This window comes from Streptomyces sp. XY431 (assembly GCF_001279805.1).
Taxonomy (GTDB): domain Bacteria; phylum Actinomycetota; class Actinomycetes; order Streptomycetales; family Streptomycetaceae; genus Kitasatospora; species Kitasatospora purpeofusca.
The window spans coordinates 64,229-81,662 of record NZ_LGDO01000093.1; the positions used below are offsets into that span (position 1 = coordinate 64,229).

The window sequence follows — 17,434 nt, forward strand, 5'->3', positions numbered from 1 at the left end:
ACCACCAGGACCACCGGAGGCGGGCAAGGGCGCAGGCGCACAGGGACGCAGGCCGCCCGGGGCCCCGGCGGCGGGAGTGTGACGGAAACCTCACCCCCGGCCACCGGACGGAAAACCCCGGGGCGGCCGTCCCTTCGTCCGCCGATTCTCCGGAACGGCGGACGCCCGCCCGCAGACCTGCCGGTGGCGGCATCCGCACCCCCGCTCACCTGCCGAAACGTGTGTCTCATCATATGGAAAGCGGAGGTCGGGACACCCCCGCTCGGTAGACTGGCGCCGACCGCACAGCCCCCGCCACCCGGGGGTGCGGGGGCCGAGCGCCCCCGGAAACGACACAAGTCGAGGAGCGCACGTGGGCCTTGTCGTGCAGAAGTACGGCGGCTCATCCGTTGCGGATGCCGAGGGCATCAAGCGCGTGGCCCGTCGAATCGTTGACGCCAAGAAGGCCGGCCATGAGGTCGTCGTCGTGGTGTCCGCGATGGGCGACACGACGGACGAGCTCATCGAACTCGCGGAGCAGGTGTCACCTCTCCCCGCCGGCCGCGAGTTCGACATGCTGCTGACCGCTGGAGAGCGCATCTCCATGGCGCTGCTGGCCATGGCGATCAAATCCCTGGGCCACGAGGCGCAGTCGTTCACAGGAAGCCAGGCCGGCGTCATCACCGACTCCGTCCACAACAAGGCGCGCATCATCGATGTGACGCCGGGCCGCATCCGCACCGCCCTGGACGAGGGCAACATCGCGATCGTGGCCGGCTTCCAGGGCGTCTCGCAGTCGAGCAAGGACATCACCACGCTCGGCCGGGGCGGCTCGGACACCACCGCCGTCGCCCTCGCCGCCGCCCTCAAGGCCGAGGTCTGCGAGATCTACACCGACGTGGACGGCGTGTTCACCGCCGACCCGCGCGTGGTGAAGAAGGCCCGCAAGATCGACTGGATCGCCTACGAGGACATGCTGGAGCTGGCCTCGTCCGGTTCCAAGGTGCTGCTCGACCGCTGTGTGGAGTACGCGCGCCGCTACAACATCCCGATTCACGTACGCTCGTCGTTCTCGGGTCTTCCCGGGACGATCGTCAGCAACGACAACCCGCACCAGCCCGAAGGGGGCGAGATGGAGCAGGCCATCATCTCCGGAGTCGCCCATGACACGTCCGAGGCCAAGGTCACGGTCGTCGGCGTCCCCGACAAGCCGGGCGAGGCGGCGCGCATCTTCCGCGCCATCGCCGACGCCGAGGTCAACATCGACATGGTCGTGCAGAACGTCTCGGCGGCGTCGACCGGTCTGACCGACATCTCCTTCACCCTGCCGAAGTCCGAGGGCCAGAAGGCCATCGACGCACTCGACCGGGTCCGGGAGGGCATCGGCTACGAGTCGCTCCGCTACGACGACGCGATCGGCAAGATCTCGCTGGTCGGCGCGGGCATGCGGTCCAACCCGGGCGTCACGGCGACCTTCTTCGAGGCGCTCTCCGCGGCCGGGGTCAACATCGAGCTGATCTCCACCTCGGAGATCCGGATCTCGGTGGTCACCCGCGCCGACGACGTCAACGCGGCCGTGCAGGCCGTCCACTCCGCCTTCGGGCTGGACAGTGAGACGGACGAGGCCGTGGTCTACGGGGGCACCGGGCGATGACCCGGCGGCCGAACCTCGCCGTCGTCGGCGCCACCGGCGCGGTCGGCGAGGTGCTCCTCGGCCTGCTCTCCCTCCGCCAGGACATCTGGGGCGAGATCCGTCTCGCCGCCTCCCCGCGTTCGGTCGGCCGCAAGGCGGTCGTGCGCGGGGAGTCCGTCGAGGTCCTCCCGCTCTCCGAGGAGCTCTTCGACGGGGTGGACGTCGCGCTGTTCGACGTCCCCGAGGAGATCGCCGCCCGCTGGGCGCCGATCGCGGCCGCCAAGGGCGTCGTGGTGGTCGACAACTCCGGCGCGTTCCGGCTGGACGACGCCGTTCCGCTGGTGGTGCCCGAGGTCAACGCGGCCGCCGTCCGGATGCGCTCGCGCGGGATCGTGGCGAGCCCGGACTCCACCACGCTGACCATGATCGCGGTGATCGGTGCCCTGCACGCCGAGTACGCCCTGGAGTCGCTGGTGGTCGCCTCCTACCAGGCCGCCTCCGGGCTCGGCCGGGACGGTACGGACACGCTGCGCGCTCAGCTCGCCCAGGTGGCCGGCACCGAGGTCGGCGAACAGACCGGCGACCTGCGGGCGGTGATCGCCGACCACGGACCGTTCGCCGCCCCGCTCGCGCTCAACGCGGTGCCCTGGGCCGGTGTGCTGACCGACGGCGGCTGGTCGTCGGAGGAGCGCACGGTGCGCGACGAGTCCCGCAAGATCCTCGGCCTGCCCGGGCTCAAGGTCTCGGCGACCTGTGTGCGGATCCCGGTGGTGCGCACCCACGCGCTCGCCGTGCACGCGGTGTTCGAGCGCGAGGTCACCCAGGAGCACGCCCACGAGATCCTCCGCGACGCCCCCGGGGTGCTGCTGTACGACGACCCGGCGGCGGGCGAGTTCCCGACGCCGAACGACGCGGTGGGAACGGACCCGGTCTGGGTCGGCCGGCTGCGGCGCGCCCTGGACGACCCGAACGCACTGGACCTCTTCCTCTGCGGCGACAACCTGCGCCGGGGTGCGGCACTGAACGCCCTTCAGATCGCCGAACTGGTGGCGGGCGAGATCGCCGACCGGGCCTCGGCGGCCGAAGCCGAGGGTGCCGGGACGGGCGCGGACGGTGTCGGAACGGGCTGAGTCCGCCCGTCCGCCCGGAGTCTGCGCGGTTTGTTCGCGGACTGCTTGACGAATCCTCGCCGAATTCCCTGGAGGGGCGTTCGGCCCATGCGCGAGAATATGCGCCGGGCCGGGCAACCATGACAGGGGATCGAGTGTCAAACGGGCGTGGCGAACGTGATGGTGGGGGCAGGAGCGGGCATCTCGGCGGCAGCCGCGGTGACGTTCCCGTCGCGTGTCCAGTGGCCTGCGGATAGGCCGGAAGAAAGCCAGATGACGGCAGTTGCACCCGGTGCCGCGGGTCCTGGCGCCGGTACCGCTGCCGGTACCAGCGAGGACCTGCTCACCGAGACCTATCAGGCGCACTACCGCTCCTTGCTGCGGCTGGCCGCGCTGCTCCTCGACGATCTGTCGAGCTGTGAGGACGTGGTCCAGGAGGCCTTCATCCGGGTGCACGCGGCCAGGCGTCGGGTGCGGGAACCGGAGAAGACCCTCGCCTATCTGAGGCAGACCGTGGTCAACCTGTCCCGGTCGACGCTGCGACGCAGGATCCTCGGGCTGCGGCTGCTGCCGAAGCCGATGCCTGACATGGCCAGTGCAGAAGAAGGCGCCTACGATGCGCTGGAGCGGGACCAGTTGAAGGTCGCGCTACGGGGTCTGCAACGCCGTCAGCGGGAGGTGCTGGTGCTGCGCTACTTCGTGGACATGACGGAGGCGCAGGTCGCCGAGACCCTCGGCATCTCGCTCGGTTCGGTGAAGGCGTACGGCTCACGGGGGCTCGCCGCGCTGAGGGTCCAGATGGAGGCCGGGCATGGCTGAGGACGGTCGGATGGGTGACGGCGGTCGGACGGGTGACGGTGGCCCGATGGACGACGGCGGCCCGATGGACGACGGTGGTCGGACGGGTGACGGCGGTCGGACGGGTGACGGCAACAGAGCCGGTCACGAGGAGCGGCTGGTCCGGGAGTTGATGCTGCGGGCGGTCGCCGAGGTCCAGCCGGATCCCGGTGGACTCCAGCGCATCCGCCGGGCGGTGCCCCGGCGGAGGGCCGCCCGGCGCGGGGCCTGGACCGGCGCCGCCGCCGTGGCCGTGGTCGCCTCCTTCCTCCTGCCGGCCCTGCACACCACGGACCACCTAGGCCTGTCCGGCGGCCCCGGATCGTCCGGCGTGGGGAGCGGCAGTGTCTCCCCGAGCGTCGCCGGCACCCTCCCCGGCGGAGGCACCGGCACCGCCCACCGGCCGCCGGTCTCCGACAGCGGGACCTCGACCGCTCCCGGCAGCCCGTCCGGCAGCGTCGGCAGCGAGCCGAGTGCCGGGGAGAGCAGCACCGGGCAGCTGCCGGGCACCTTCGGCCCGAGCCCCGCCACCACCGGCGGCGGCGGGGCCGACACCCAGGTCCTGGCCCTGTGTACCCGGGCCGACCTCGGGCAGGGCACCGCGCAGCTCGGTGCCCCGGACGCGGACGGTCGGGTCTACGGCTCCTTCACGATGACCAATGTCTCCGGACGCAGCTGCCGGCTCGGCGGGCCCGGATCGGTCACGGTCACGGGCAGGACGGGAGCCACCGGCACCACCGGCACCACGGGCGCGGACGCCGGGAGGATCCGGATCGCCTTCCACACCGCCGGCGACCCGGCCACCGGTCTGCCCGCGCCCGGGCCCTCGGCCGGCCCCGCGACGGGGACCGACGCCGGGAGCGACGGCCTCGTCCTCGCACCGCGCGCCGTCTACCGGGTCGACATCGCGTGGATCCCGGATCCGGCGGGCTGTCCCGCCCCCGGTGGGACGACCTCGCCGAGCGCCTCCGCCGGTTCCGGGGGAGCGAGTGCGACCGGCGGCGGTACGGCGGGCGGGGCGACCGGCGGTGGCGGGGCCACCAGCAGCGGCGCCACCGGGTCCGCGGCGGGTGACGGCGGCGTGACCGGCGGCCCGGGGACGGGCGGGGGCGGTGCGCTGCCGGGGGCCGGCGGTCCCGGCGGGGCGGGCGGCCCGAGCACCACGGGCTCGGGCTCGGGCTCGGGCTCCGGTTCCGGTTCCGGGTCCGGTGCTGGTACGAGTTCGGACGGTGGCACCGGCGCGGGTCCCGCCGGCATCGCGGCGACCGGCGCCCGGCCGGGCGGGCCGGGGACGTCGACAGGTGCTCCCGCCGGGGCGAGCGAGGTGAGCGGGGCGACCGGGGCGGCTCCGGCGGTCGGTCCCACCGGGTCGCCGAGCACGGCCCCGCAGCCGAGCGGCTCGACGACCAAGGGGAGCACCGGGACCCCGAGCCCGTCCGCGACCCCGGCGCCCGGGCCTAGCAGGGCCTCGTCGAGCGTCACCCTGGCGTACACGCCGGCCCCGGGCAATCCGGCCGCCGCCCGGGTCGTCCTGACCGATGCCTGCGCGGGCACGGTCTACCGCACCTCGCCCCGGGTCGTCGGGCCGGACGCCCAGGCCCCGACACCCGGCGCCTCACCCTCGGCCGGGTGACGTCGGCGGGGTGACGTCCGTCGGGTGACGTCCGTCGGGTGCCGTCGGCGGGGTGACCGGCGCGAGCGCCCGGCCGGGCGGACCCCCGGCCGGAGCCGCGCGCGAGAAGTCGGCGGGGCCGACTTTCAGGTCCGAGGTGGGGCCTGGGGGCGGGCGGAGTGTGAGGAGTGGTTACCGTGGGGGTGTGTACCGGTTTCTCCTCACCCCGCGCTGGCTGAGCGGCACCGCGCTGGCCGTGGCGGCCGTGGCGGTGTGCGTCTGGCTCGGCTCCTGGCAGCTCGGCCGGTTCGAGGACCGCGTCTCCTCGCACCAGGAGATCAGCCGGGCCGTGAACGACGCCGGCGCGCCCCGGCCGCTCGGCGAACTGCTCGCCGCCGACCGGCCGCAGGTCACCACCGACACCGTCGGCCGCGCCGTGACGGTCACCGGCACCTTCGACCCGGAGCACCAGCTGCTGGTCCCCAACCGGGTGCTGGACGGCCGGCAGGGCTACTACGTCCTCACCCCGCTGCGCACCGCCGACGGCCGGACGGTCGCGGTCGTCCGCGGCTGGGCACCAGGGACACCGCCGGCCGGGGCGTCCGCGCCCGGGACTCCGGTGGACGCACCCACCGGCGAGGTGACCCTCGGCGGCCGGCTCCAGGCCGGCGAGACCAGCGGCAGCAGCGGCGCCGTGGCCGGCGGCCTCCCGGCGGGGCAGCTCGGCACCATCAACCGTGCCGCCCTCCTCAACAAGCTCGCCCTCGACGGCTGGTACGACGGCTGGGTGTCCGCCGACGTCGCGCCGGACGGGCTCACCCCGGTGCCGACCGTCCAGCCGCAGGGCGGTGACGGCCTCTCCCTGCGGGCGTTCCAGAACCTCGGCTACACGCTGGAGTGGTTCGTCTTCGGCGGTTTCGTGGTGTTCATGTGGTTCCGGCTGCTGCGCCGCGAGGCGGAGGCCGAGCAGGACCGGGCCCTCGGGCTGGACCCGGTCCTGGACTGACCGGTCGGCGGCGTCCCCGGTGCCGGGGGCGCCGCCGTCGCGTCAGCGGGTCGGCTTCACCGGTGGCACGGCCGGCTTCGCCGGAACGGCCGGGGCCGCCGACTTGGACGGCAGTACCGGCGACGGTGCCGTGCCCGACGGCATCGGTGTCGGCGCCGTGCCCGACGGTGTCGGCGAGGCGCTCGGTGACGGCGAGGCGGTCGGCGGCGGGTTGTCGCACCGGCGGCCGTTGTTGTTGCCGCTGCCGTTGGAGTCGTCGTCCGAGTCGTACCGGTCGGTGTGGTGACGCGTCGTGCGGCCGCTCTTCGAGCTCTTGGAGCTCTTCGACCCCTTCGAGCCCGACTTGGCGAGCAGCACCACACCGCCCTCCTCCCCGCCCCCGGCCACCGCCGTGCGGAAGGCGGCCTTCACCACCGTCGAGGTGGCCGTCGGCGGAGCGCCGGCGGACGGCGGGGACGACGAGGGCGAGGACGACGGCGCGGCGGAGGACGGCGAGACGGACGGCGGACAGGCCGCGCTCCCGCCGCCGTCACCGTCGTCCTGCCCCGAGCAGCCGGTGAGCACCAGTGCCCCGGCCACCCCCGCCCCCAGGATCGTCAGCAGGCGTCTCACCCGTGTCCCCCGTTCGCTACTTCTCGGTGTCCGCCCGATTCTCGCCGACCGGCAGGCCGCCGAGGTGCCGGCGGACGAAGTCGATCTCCAACCGCAACTGCTTGATCCGCTCGTCCACGACCAGCGAGCCGTGCCCGGCGTCGTACCGGTACACCTCGTGCGGCTTGCCGAGCCGCTCCAGCCCCTCGACGTAGTTGTCGATCTGCTTGATCGGGCAGCGCGGGTCGTTGACCCCGGCACTGATGTAGACCGGCACCGCGACCCGGTCGATGTACGTCAGCGGGGAGGAGGCGGTCCAGCGCTCGGGCACCTCCTCGGGCGTGCCGCCGAAGAGCGTGCGGTCGATCGCCTTCAGCGCCTCCATCTCGTCGTCGTACGCGGTCAGGTAGTCCGCGACGGGAACGGCGGCGACACCGAGGCTCCACAGCTCGGGCTGCACGCCGAGCCCGAGCAGCGTGAGATAGCCGCCCCAGGAGCCGCCGGCCAGCACCAGCCGGTCCGGGTCGGCCAGCCCGCTCTCCACCGCCCAGCCGCGCACGGCCGCGATGTCCTCCAGCTCGATCAGGCCGACCCGCTCGCGCAGCGCGTCCGTCCAGGCCTGGCCGTAGCCGGTCGAGCCGCGGTAGTTGACCCGGACCACCGCGAAGCCGTGGTCCAGCCAGGCGGCGGGCCCGGCGGCGAAGGAGTCGCTGTCGTGGTGGGTCGGGCCGCCGTGGATCTCGAACACGGTCGGGAACGGGCCCTCGCCCGCCCCGGCCGGCCGCTGGACCAGCGCGTGCACCCGGCCGCCCGGTCCGTCCACCCAGACGTCCTCGACCGGCACCGAGCCGGGCGGGACGGCACCGGGCGCGCGCAGCACTACCGTGCCGGCGGTGGAGCGGACGGCGGACGGGTCGGCGGCGGAGGACCAGAGGAACTCCACCGTGCCGTCGGGGCGGGGGGTGGCGCCGCCGACCGTGCCGCGCGGGGTGTCCAGCCGGGTGAGCACACCGTCGTCCAGGGAGTAGGAGAACAGCTCGCTGCGCGCCTCGTACTCGTGCTCGATCAGCAGCGAGCGGGCGCCGGGGCGCCACTGGGCGGAGAGGTCGCCGGGGAGTTCGCGGCCCTGCTCGTCGCGGAGCGCCAGGGCGGTCTCCTTGCCGGTCGCGACATCCCAGATCATCGGCTCCCAGCGGCCGGTGCGCTGATGGGCGACCAGCAGCCGGGTGTCGCCGTCGACGGGCGCGAAGCCCAGGCAGGCGACCCCGCGCGGGTGCTCCTGGCCGGTGACCTCGTCCAGCTCGGCGACGGTGGGGACGGCGGCGGCGTCGCCGGGGGCGGTGGTGTCACCGGCGGCGGCTTCGTCGCCGGAGAGGCGGACGACCCGGATCGCGCCGTGCATGGCGTCACCGTGCTCGGTGTGGTCGATGGCCAGCAGGGTGCCGTCGTGGCTCAGGTCGCCGACGCCGCCGTACTCGGCGTGCCGGTAGATCTCGACCGCCTCGGTCGCGCCCGGGCGGCGCAGGTGCAGGGTGGTGCCGTTCTCGTCGGTGGACCGGCCGACCACCACGGTGCCGTCCCGGCCCAGGGCGAGACCCGCATCGTAGGACGGGGCCAGACCGGGGACGGCCTCCTCGTCCGGACCGGTGGCGCCCTCGGGACGGCCGGCGAACGGCTGGCGGCGCCAGACGCCGTACTCGTCGCCGTCGCTGTCGTCGAACCACCAGATCCACTCGCCGTCGGGGGACAGCTCGGCATCGGTGGTGCCGTTCGGGCGGTCGGTGGCCCGCCGGTGGGTGTCGGTGGCGCGGTCCCAGGCGTAGACCTCGTAGGTGCCGCTGGAGTTGGACACGTACAGCGCCCGGTCGGGGGCGTCCTCGGCCCAGTCCGGCAGGGAGACCCGTGCCGCCCTGAACCGCTGCTCCCACGCCGGTACGGCGCTCTTCTCCTCGCTCATCCACCCACCCAACCAGATCGGGGCGAGGAAACGGAACGGGACGGGGAAACGGGGGTGGGGAGGGCCGGTGCGGCCCTCCCCACGTCCGTTCCTTCCCGCCTCGCGCTCCTGCGGGTCCTGCGGATCCTGCAGGTCGTTCCGATGGTTCCGGTCCTTCCCCGGTCCGCTCACCCCGTCCGGCGGGGCAGCAGCTGGACCAGGCCCGCCAGCAGCAGCTCCAGGACCGCCAGCGCCCCCAGGCTGCGCCCGAAGGCGGTGGCCGGGTCGGCGGCGCCGTAGTAGAGGATGCCGATCAGCGCGACCCCGAGCGCCCCCGCGACCTGCTGGACGGTGGCCACCAGACCCGCGGCCGAGCCGGCCAGCCGGGGTTCGACGCCGGCCAGTACCAGCGAGGTCACCGGGGCGATCACCAGCCCCATCCCGAGCCCGTCCACGAACAGGCCCGGTGCCAGCCACCAGACGCTGCCGGTGGTGCCCGCCAGGTGCACGGCCAGCCCGAGCAGACCCAGACCGGCGGCCATCAGCAGCCCGCCCAGCGCGATCGCCTGTCGGCCGAGCCGGGCGGCCACCCGGTGCGCGGTGGTGGAGGTCAGCAGGTAGCCGAGGCCGATCGCGGTGAAAACCAGGCCCGCCCCGAGCGCGTCCAGACCGAGGCCCGGCTGCAGGTAGAGGGCGAGCACCAGGAAGAACGAGGCCTGGCCGAGCCAGAAGGCCAGCTGGGCGAGCAGACCGGTGGTGAACGCGCGGTCCCGGAACAGCCGGGTGTCGACCAGCGGCGAGCCGCCCGACCGCCCGCGCCGGTGCTGGTGGACGGTGAGGACCACGAGCAGCGCCGCCGCGCCGCCCAGGCAGAGCCCGGTCCAGAGCGGCCAGCCGCTCTCGCGGCCCTGGATCAGCGGCAGCACCAGGCCGGTCAGGGCGAGGGTGACCAGCACGACGCCCACCGGGTCGAGACCCGGCCGGTGCGGGGCGCGCGACTCGGGCAGGCAGCGCCGCACCAGGGCCAGGGCGGCCAGGCCGACCGGCAGGTTGAGCAGGAAGCAGCTGCGCCAGTCCAGGCCGAACAGGTCGGCGCGGATCAGCACACCGCCGATCAGCTGGCCGAACACTGCTCCGAGCCCCATCGTCAGCCCGTACATCGCGAACGCCCTGGCCTGCGCCGCGCCGCTGTACGCGGTCCGCAGGATCGCCAGCACCTGCGGGCCCATCAGCGCGGCCGCCAGCCCCTGGGCGACCCGGGCGCCGACCAGGGTGCCCGCCGTCGGGGCCAGGCCGCAGGCGGCCGAGGCCAGGGTGAACAGGGCCAGACCGAGGCCGAACATCCGGCGGCGGCCGTACCGGTCGCCGAGCCGGCCGGCCGTGATCAGTCCGACGGCGAGGGCGAGGCCGAATCCGGCGACCACCCATTGGACGGCGGCGGGGCCGGCTCTCAGGTCGGTCTGGAGGGAGGGGATGGCGACGTTGACGACGAAGACGTCGAGGGCGGTCATGAAGGTCGCGGTCAGCAGGATCGGCAGCAGGCCGCGCGGGGCGGGGGCGCCGGTGGTCGAGGTAGCGGTCGGGGCGGTGGTCCGGGTGGTGCGCCGGGCGGTCAGGGTGCTGGACAAGGTCTGCTCCGGTGGGTGCGTGGCGGGAGTGCGTGCGGCGGGACGGGGGCGAGCGTTCCGGGCCGGGGTTGGGACCAGGGCCGGGGCCGAGGCCGGGGCGGGCGCAGGTGTCGCCCGCCCCGGAGGTACTGCCGGCAGTCGGAGGACGCCGACGGCTCAGGCGCCGGGGACGGCTCAGGGGCGGGGGACGACTCAGGCGCCGGGGACGCGGTCGAGGAAGCCGTACACCGAGGCGATCCGGCCCTCCGCGTCGGCGACCAGCACGTCGAAGCCGATGACCAGCGGCTCCTCCCCGGCCGGGCCGAGGTTCCACGTGAAACGGGCGATGTCGTGGTGGGCGTCGACCGGGCCGAGGGTGAACACCAGGCCGGGGAACTGCCCCTGCGCAGCGCCGATCAGCGCATCGACGCCCTCGCGCCCGGTGACGGCGGCCAGCGGGTCGGTGTAGCGGCCGTCCTCGGCCCACGCCTCGTCGATCAGCTTCCGGCGGGCGGCCGGGTCGGTCTCGTTCCACGCGGCGAGGTAGCGGGCGGCGAGCTGTCCGAGGTCGGTGGGCAGGTTGGCGGTCATGGTCTTCTCCCTTGTCCGGTGCGGTGGTTGGGGCGGTGGTCGGCGGGCCGTTTCCCGCTGGTCGAAAACTTACGGACGGCGGGCGGCGGGCGAATCAGTCACGGATAGGTAGGGGGTACCGAGCCGGGCGCCAGTAGGGTCGAACCCGCCGGACACGGGGGTCGGCGGGGGAGGAGACCGGGGTGCTGTACGGGCGGGAACAGGAGCGGGCCGCTGTCGACGCGCTGCTCGACGGGGCGCGCGGCGGTCGCAGTGGTGTCCTGCTGCTGCGTGGCGAGCCGGGGATCGGCAAGACGGCCGTGCTGGAGTACGCGGTGGCGGCGGCCGGTGACGGGTTCCGGGTGGTCCGGGCGACCGGCGTCGAGTACGAGGCCGAACTCCCCTTCGCCGGGCTGAGTCTGTTGCTGGCATCCGGCCTGGACCGGCTGGACGCCCTGCCCGGGCCGCAACGGCGGTCGCTGGAGGGCGCGTTCGGGCTCGGCGAGGCGGCCGGCGGTGCCGACCGACTGCTCGCCGGGCTGGCCACGCTCGGGTTGCTCGCCGAACTCGCCTCCGAGCAACCGCTGTTGTGCGTGGTCGACGATGTGCAGTGGCTCGACCGCTCCTCGCTGGACGCCCTGCTGATCGCGGCGCGCCGGCTCCAGGCCGAGGGCGTCGCCCTGCTGCTCGCCGCCCGGGACACCGGGGCCGGGGCGGACGTCGGCGGGGCGGGCGGCGGTGCCGGGGCGGACCTCGGGCCACTGGCCGGCCTCCCCGAGCTGCGGCTCACCGGCCTGGCCGAACCCGACGCCGTCCGCCTGCTCGACGACCGTACGGGCGCGGCCCTCACCGGCCCGGCCCGCCGGCGGCTGCTCGCCGAAGCCGCCGGTAATCCGCTGGCACTCGTCGAACTTCCCTCGACGGAGGCGGACTTGGCGTCCGGCGGGCTCGCCCTCAGCAGTCGGCTCCGGATCGCCTTCCACGGCCAGGTCACCGGTCTGCCGCCCGCGACCCAGACCCTGCTGCTGGTCGCCGCGGCCGAGGAGAACGGCGAGCTGGACATCGTCCTGGCCGCCGCCGCGGCGCTCGGGGCGGGCGCCGACGCGCTGGAGCCCGCCGAACGGGTCGGACTGGTCACCGTCGGCGCCGACCGCCGGCTCGCCTTCCGGCACCCGCTGCTGCGCGCGGCCGTCATCCAACGGGCCCCACTCCAACAGCGGTTGGCCGCCCACCGGGCGCTCGGCGAGGCGCTGGAGGAGGGCGACCGGCGGACCTGGCACCTCGCGCTCGCCGCCACCGCGCCCGACGCCGGACTCGCCGACGCGCTGGAGCGGACCGCCGCCAGGGCCGAGGCCCGGGGCGCCCACGGCGGCGCGGCCGCCGCGTACGAGCGCGCAGCCGGGCTCACCCCGGACCGCGACGGGGCCACCCGGCGCCTGGTGCTGGCCGCCGAAGCCGCCACCGAGGAAGGGAAGTTGGAGCTGGCCGAGGCGCTCGCCGACCGGGCCGGGGCGCGCACCGACAGCATCTTCGCGCACGCGTTGCTGGACCAGGTCCGGGCCGTCGCGCACTTCTGGCGCGGCGCCTACCCGGCCGCGTACCGGCTGCTGCTGGACGCCGCCGCGACCGACATCGAGCCCGCGCACGCCGCCCGGATGCTGCTCCAGGCCTTTCACGCCGCCTGGTACGTCGGCGAGGAGCCGGTGGCCACCGTGCTCGACCGGCTGGCCGCCCTGCCGCTGGGCGCGGACGAACCGCTCGCCCCGCTGGCCCGGCACCTTCCGGCCGCCGTGCTGCCCGCGCTGGGGCGTCCCGCCGACCCCCTGCCCGACGTCCGCGCCACCGCGGCGGCGGCCCGGAAGGCCGGGGCGGAGAGCCCGGTCGACCTGGTGCAGCTGTGCGGCGCGACCCTCGTCCTCGGGCGGGACCACGAGACGCTGGAGCTGGCCGCCGAACTCACGGCCGAGGCCCGGGCCAAGGGGACGGTCGGGGTGCTGCCGACGCTGCAGTTCTTCCTCGCCGAGGCCGAACTGTTCCACGGCCGGCACCGCGACGCCGAGGTGACCGCGACTGAGGGCCTGGCGCTCGCCCGGGACACCGGCCAGGCCCAGTGGACCAGCCAACTCGCCTCGCTGCTGGCCTGTTTGGCGGCCTTCGCGGGGGCGGACGAGCGGTGCGCGGAGCTGGCTGCGGCGGCGCTGGTCCCCGGTTCGGCCGCGCCCGCCGCCGGGGAGCCGTGGGCGCACTGGGCGCTCGCCCTGCTGGACCTCGGCCGGGGCCGCGCGGCGGCGGCCGCCGACCGGCTGCACGCGCTCACCACCGGGCCGTACCGGCACCATGTCGGCGCCACCCGGGCGGTTCCCGACCTGGTCGAGGCGGCCGTCAGGCTGGGCGAACCGGAACGGGCGGCCGAGCCGTACGAGCGCTTCGCCCGCTGGGCGGGCGCGGCCGGGACGCCCTGGGCGGAGGCCCTGCGGCTGCGCTGCCAGGCGCTGCTCGGACCGGACGAACTCGCCGAATCGGCCTACCGGGCGGCCCTCGACCTGCACGAGGGCGCCCATCGTCCGTTCGAACGCGCCCGCACCGCCCTGCTGTACGGCGAGTGGCTGCGGCGGGAGCGCCGCCGTACGGACGCCCGCCCGTATCTGGGCGCCGCCCTGGAGACCTTCGAGCGGCTCGGCGCCGAACCCTGGGCGGACCGTGCCCGCACCGAACTGACCGCCACCGGCACCGCCGCCCCGGCCCCGGCCGCCGCCGAGGGGGCGCTGACGATGCTCACCCCGCAGGAGTTGCAGATCGCCCGGCTGGCGGCCCGGGGGCTGACCAACCGGGACATCGCCGCGCAGCTCTTCCTCAGCCCGCGGACCGTCGGGCACCACCTCTACAAGGCCTATCCGAAGCTGGGGATCGCCTCGCGGACGGAGCTGGCGGCGTTGTTCCGGGCCTGACCCCACTCCGATCCCATTGCAACGGCGGTACGGCCCGGCATTGCATTTCAACTTCGGATCCATTGCAACAAATGGCCATCAGCGCAGCATTTACGGACTCTGTGCCTTCTTTCACGTTGACGAACTCGTGAACGCAATGTAGCTTCTTGAGCGTTCAGAAGTTCACGAACACCACTGGGCGGGGAGGGTCAACATGACCAGCAGCAACGGTTTCACCGACGAGGGCCTGCGCAAGGTGCGCGAGGTGCTGACGCGGCACGTCGAGTCCGGCCGGGTCCCGGGCGTCGTCGCCCTGATCGGCCGGGGCGACCGGACGCACGTCGAGGCCATCGGCACCATGCGCCACGACGGCGGCGCGCCGATGGGCCGGGACACGATCTTCCGGATGGCCTCGACCTCCAAGCCGGTCACCATGGCCGCCGCCGCGGTCCTGCTCGACGAGTGCCGGCTGCGGCTGGACGACCTCGTGCAGACCTGGCTGCCGGAGCTCGCCGACCGCCGCGTCCTCAAGCGGATCGACGGCCCGCTCGACGACACCGTGCCGGCCCGACGGCCGATCACCGTCCGGGACGTGCTGACCTCCACCTTCGGCCTCGGCATGGACATCACGGCGCTGGGCAGCCCGATCATGGGCGCGATCATCGAGAACGGCCTCACGCCCGACCTGCCGGAGCCGATGCCGGAGCCGGACGAGTGGCTGCGCCGCCTCGGCACGCTCCCGCTGATGCACCAGCCCGGTGAGCGCTGGCAGTACCACATCGCCAGCGACCTGGTCGGCGTGCTCGTCGCCCGGGTCACCGGCCAGTCGTTCGAGAGCTTCCTCCAGGAGCGGGTCTTCGGTCCGCTGGGGATGGCGGACACCGGCTTCCACGTGCCCGCCGAGAAGATCGACCGGCTGCCCGCCCTCTACGCCCCCGACCCGCAGAGCGGCGAGTTCCACGTCTGGGACGAGTCGGCGGACGGCCGCTGGAGCAAGCCCCCGGCGTTCCCCGGCGGTGGCGGCGGCCTGGTCTCCACCGTCGACGACTACCACGCCTACTTCCGGATGCTGCTCAACGGCGGCCTGCACGGCGGCGAGCGCATCCTCTCCCGCCCCGCGGTCGAGCTGATGACCACCAACCGCCTCACCCCGGAGCAGACCGCCCTGCGCGAGACCCTGGCCAAGGACAACGTGCACCTGTCGTACGGCCAGGGGCAGCACGGCGGCTGGGGCCTCGGCTCGGCGGTGCGGACCTATCGCGGCGACTACGCCCCCGTCGGCCAGTTCGGCTGGGACGGCGGCAGCGGCACCTCCACCTACGCCGACCCGGAGCACGGGCTCGTCGGCATCGTGCTCACCCAGGTCGGGATGACCGTCCCGAACTCGGCCCGGCTGATCCACGACTTCTGGAGCACGGTCTACCAGGCCGTCGACGCCTGACCGGACCGTGCGGCCGTGCGGCCAGGCGGCCAGGCGGCTAGGCGGAGTGCCGGAGGGTGCCCCCGACCCGGACGGCCAGGTCCCGGCCGAGCGCGTACGCGGCCGAGACCAGCGTCATGTGGTGGTGCCAGCCGGTGTACGAGCGGCCGGAGAAGTCCAGCAGGCCGAAGTCCGAACCGAGCCGGTCCACGGTGCTCCGGGTGGCCGAGGCGGCGTCCAGCAGGGCGAGCACGCCCGGGGCGTCCTCGGCCAGGTCGGTCAGCCAGTACCGCCGCGGCCCGCCGTCGCCGTCGCACCGTGCCCACAGCCGGTGCACCGGCGCCGCCGACGACACCGAGGCCGGTGCGGTCGCCGGGCCCGGCGGCAGAACGGGGGTGCCGCGCAGCACCGTCACCGTGCCCGCCGCCGTCCGCGACCGCCACCGGGGGAACAGCGATTCGGCGGGCACGGCGCCCTGCTGCACCCGCCCGTGCCGACCCGTGGTGGCCTGGAGCACGGGCCGGACGGCCTGGCCGCCGCGGACCTCCAGCAGGTACGGGACGGAGCGGCGGGCGAGCGCGGCGGCCAGCCGGATCGGGTCGTCCGCCGCGTCGAGGCCGGCGACCAGCGGTGCCACCGGGTGGTGGGCGGCGAGCCGGTCCACCATCCCGACCAGCAGGTCGCCCACCGGGTGCGGGGCAACGTCGCCGGGGATCCGGGCCCGGGTGCGCCGCTGCGGGTCGTCCGTCCAGCTCGAGTCGAGCAGCAGCGACCAGTCCACCGGGACGGCGTCCCGGTCGGTGGCGACGAAGAGGCCGCACGCCGCCTGGCATTTGACGGTCCGTCCGCTCGCCGGGTCGAACCGCCGGTGGACGCCCACCACTTGGTCGCCGCGCTTGGGGACGACCGCGAGCGCGGCGGTCCAGGCGCGTACCGGTCGGGGGCCCGCGGCGAGGTCGGCGAGCACCCGGCGGGCCGGACGCCAGTCCCAGGGGCTGCCGTTGATGAACTGCTGGAGCGAGAGCGAGACGGTGGCCGCCGCCGGCCCGGTGGCCAGGCTGGCGGCCATGTTGGCCAGGGACTTGCGGCCGGGCGCCGAGAGCAGTCCCTGCAGATAGGCCCGGGCCCAGCGACGCTGGTCGGTCCGGCCCAGGTGGGCGAAGACCTGCTCGGCGAACCGGGAGACGGCGGCTTCGCCGACCGGTGAGAGGGGTTGCGCGTCCATGTGATGAGCTCCCCGGGGTGGTGTGGTGCCGTGAGGTGCCGTCCTCGGGAGGATAGTGAACGATCGCTTTGTTCCGACTTCCCTCCGGGCCCCGGAACCGCTTTGGCGAATTCCGGTATCCCGGTGGCCGACGGTCGCGCCACGGACACGGTCAAATGTTCGGCGCGGAAGGCAGGTTGAGCTCCGTTGCCGTCGCGTGCCGCCAGAGCCGCCGGAGCCGCCGCCGGACCTCCTCCGGAGCGGCCGGGCCGGCGCCGCCCAGAGGGGCGATCCCCCGCCGCAGCGCCGCCGAGCCGGCCACCAGGCACTGCGCCAGCGTCTCCAGATCGACCTCGTCCAGGACCGGCGCCGTGCCCGCGGGCCCGGCGGACCGTTCACGGGCCAGCCGGTCGCGCAGTTCGGGCCCCCAGGCCGCGTGCCAGTTGCCCGCCGATTCCGGCTGCTCCCAACTGAGCCGAGCGGCTGCCCGCACGCTCGGCTCCTCGTCCAGCAGCCGGGCGAGCAGGTCGATCAATCCACCTACGCCCGGGTCGAGTCGGCGACCGCCACCGGACGCCTCCGGCACCGCGGCACCGGTGAGGGCGGCACCCTCCGAGCGGACGGCGTCCGCCAGCGCGGCCTTGGACGGGAAATGAAAGGTGAGCGCCCCCAGGGTGACCCCGGCGGTCCGACTGATCCGGGCCAGCGAGGTCCCCTCGTACCCGTGCAGGTCGAACTCCGTTGCCGCAGCCTGCAGAAGAGCGCGCCGGGTCTGCCGAGCACGCTCCTGCCTCACCACGCGCCACCGGGACGACGGGAAGTACGGGGCCGCGCCGCCGCGACGACCGGGGAATGCAAGTGGCCCAACCACATGGTGGAGACGCCCCCTTCGGGCGATCGGGACGTGCCGGTGCGTACCGGAACGATGACACTCCGACGCTACGCCGACCCACCCCCCACGCGCCCGCCAACCGAAGGATTCCCGCCCCCACCCCCACCAGAC

At 74.7% G+C, this 17,434-nt stretch carries 13 protein-coding genes; 7 read left to right on the top strand and 6 right to left on the bottom strand.

All coding sequences use genetic code 11. The features are described 5' to 3' along the window. The first annotated feature begins 352 nt into the window (after nt 1-352). The 5 genes from ADK60_RS12815 to ADK60_RS12835 all read left to right on the top strand — a co-directional run bounded on the left by ADK60_RS12815 (nt 353) and on the right by ADK60_RS12835 (nt 6,176). The gene (locus ADK60_RS12815; RefSeq protein ID WP_045941964.1) at nt 353-1,633 is read left to right on the top strand and encodes an aspartate kinase; all 1,281 of its coding nucleotides are present in this window, start codon (nt 353-355) and stop codon (nt 1,631-1,633) included. Continuing rightward, complete coding sequence (locus ADK60_RS12820; protein ID WP_045941963.1) at nt 1,630-2,742, top strand: aspartate-semialdehyde dehydrogenase; 1,113 nt, start codon at nt 1,630-1,632, stop codon at nt 2,740-2,742. Before ADK60_RS12815 ends, ADK60_RS12820 begins: the two co-directional genes overlap by 4 nt. Nucleotides 2,743-2,994: 252 nt before the next feature. Then, on the top strand, nt 2,995-3,540 hold the full coding sequence (locus tag ADK60_RS12825) for a SigE family RNA polymerase sigma factor (RefSeq protein ID WP_045941962.1): 546 nt from the start codon (nt 2,995-2,997) through the stop codon (nt 3,538-3,540). Beyond that, a complete protein-coding gene (locus tag ADK60_RS12830; protein WP_159400412.1) occupies nt 3,533-5,191 on the top strand; it encodes a hypothetical protein in 1,659 nt (552 codons plus the stop codon). Before ADK60_RS12825 ends, ADK60_RS12830 begins: the two co-directional genes overlap by 8 nt. A 184-nt stretch (nt 5,192-5,375) precedes the next feature. Further along, nucleotides 5,376-6,176: an SURF1 family protein gene (locus tag ADK60_RS12835; RefSeq protein WP_045941960.1), complete on the top strand. Its 801-nt coding sequence runs from the start codon at nt 5,376-5,378 to the stop codon at nt 6,174-6,176. Between the two features lie 42 nt (nt 6,177-6,218). Here the strand turns inward: ADK60_RS12835 and ADK60_RS44735 are convergent, their stop codons facing one another. From ADK60_RS44735 to ADK60_RS12855, 4 genes are all read right to left on the bottom strand, one after another. Next, on the bottom strand, nt 6,219-6,788 hold the full coding sequence (locus ADK60_RS44735) for a hypothetical protein (protein ID WP_159400413.1): 570 nt from the start codon (nt 6,786-6,788) through the stop codon (nt 6,219-6,221). Between the two features lie 16 nt (nt 6,789-6,804). Then, nucleotides 6,805-8,724 carry a S9 family peptidase gene (locus tag ADK60_RS12845; RefSeq protein ID WP_053645732.1) on the bottom strand — a complete coding sequence of 640 codons (1,920 nt, stop codon included), beginning with the start codon at nt 8,722-8,724 and terminating at the stop codon, nt 6,805-6,807. Between the two features lie 167 nt (nt 8,725-8,891). Continuing rightward, on the bottom strand, nt 8,892-10,331 hold the full coding sequence (locus ADK60_RS12850) for an MFS transporter (RefSeq protein ID WP_079008307.1): 1,440 nt from the start codon (nt 10,329-10,331) through the stop codon (nt 8,892-8,894). Nucleotides 10,332-10,523: 192 nt separating this feature from the next. After that, nucleotides 10,524-10,901 (bottom strand): nuclear transport factor 2 family protein, encoded by a 378-nt coding sequence (locus tag ADK60_RS12855; RefSeq protein ID WP_045941957.1) that lies wholly within the window; start codon nt 10,899-10,901, stop codon nt 10,524-10,526. 182 nt (nt 10,902-11,083) lie between these two features. Between ADK60_RS12855 and ADK60_RS12860 the strand changes: the two genes are divergently transcribed. Together ADK60_RS12860 and ADK60_RS12865 are read left to right on the top strand one after the other, a co-directional pair. Beyond that, a complete protein-coding gene (locus ADK60_RS12860; protein ID WP_053645734.1) occupies nt 11,084-13,828 on the top strand; it encodes a helix-turn-helix transcriptional regulator in 2,745 nt (914 codons plus the stop codon). Between the two features lie 193 nt (nt 13,829-14,021). Then, nucleotides 14,022-15,248, top strand: coding sequence for a serine hydrolase domain-containing protein (locus ADK60_RS12865; protein ID WP_053645736.1), 1,227 nt, complete (start codon nt 14,022-14,024; stop codon nt 15,246-15,248). A 37-nt stretch (nt 15,249-15,285) separates the two neighbouring features. On the opposite strand, the gene ADK60_RS12870 is transcribed toward ADK60_RS12865, so the two are convergent. Together ADK60_RS12870 and ADK60_RS12875 are read right to left on the bottom strand one after the other, a co-directional pair. Next, a complete protein-coding gene (locus ADK60_RS12870) occupies nt 15,286-16,452 on the bottom strand; it encodes an IS701 family transposase (protein ID WP_053645737.1) in 1,167 nt (388 codons plus the stop codon). Nucleotides 16,453-16,603: 151 nt separating this feature from the next. Beyond that, complete coding sequence (locus tag ADK60_RS12875; RefSeq protein ID WP_053645739.1) at nt 16,604-17,227, bottom strand: TetR family transcriptional regulator; 624 nt, start codon at nt 17,225-17,227, stop codon at nt 16,604-16,606. Nucleotides 17,228-17,434 lie beyond the last annotated feature (207 nt).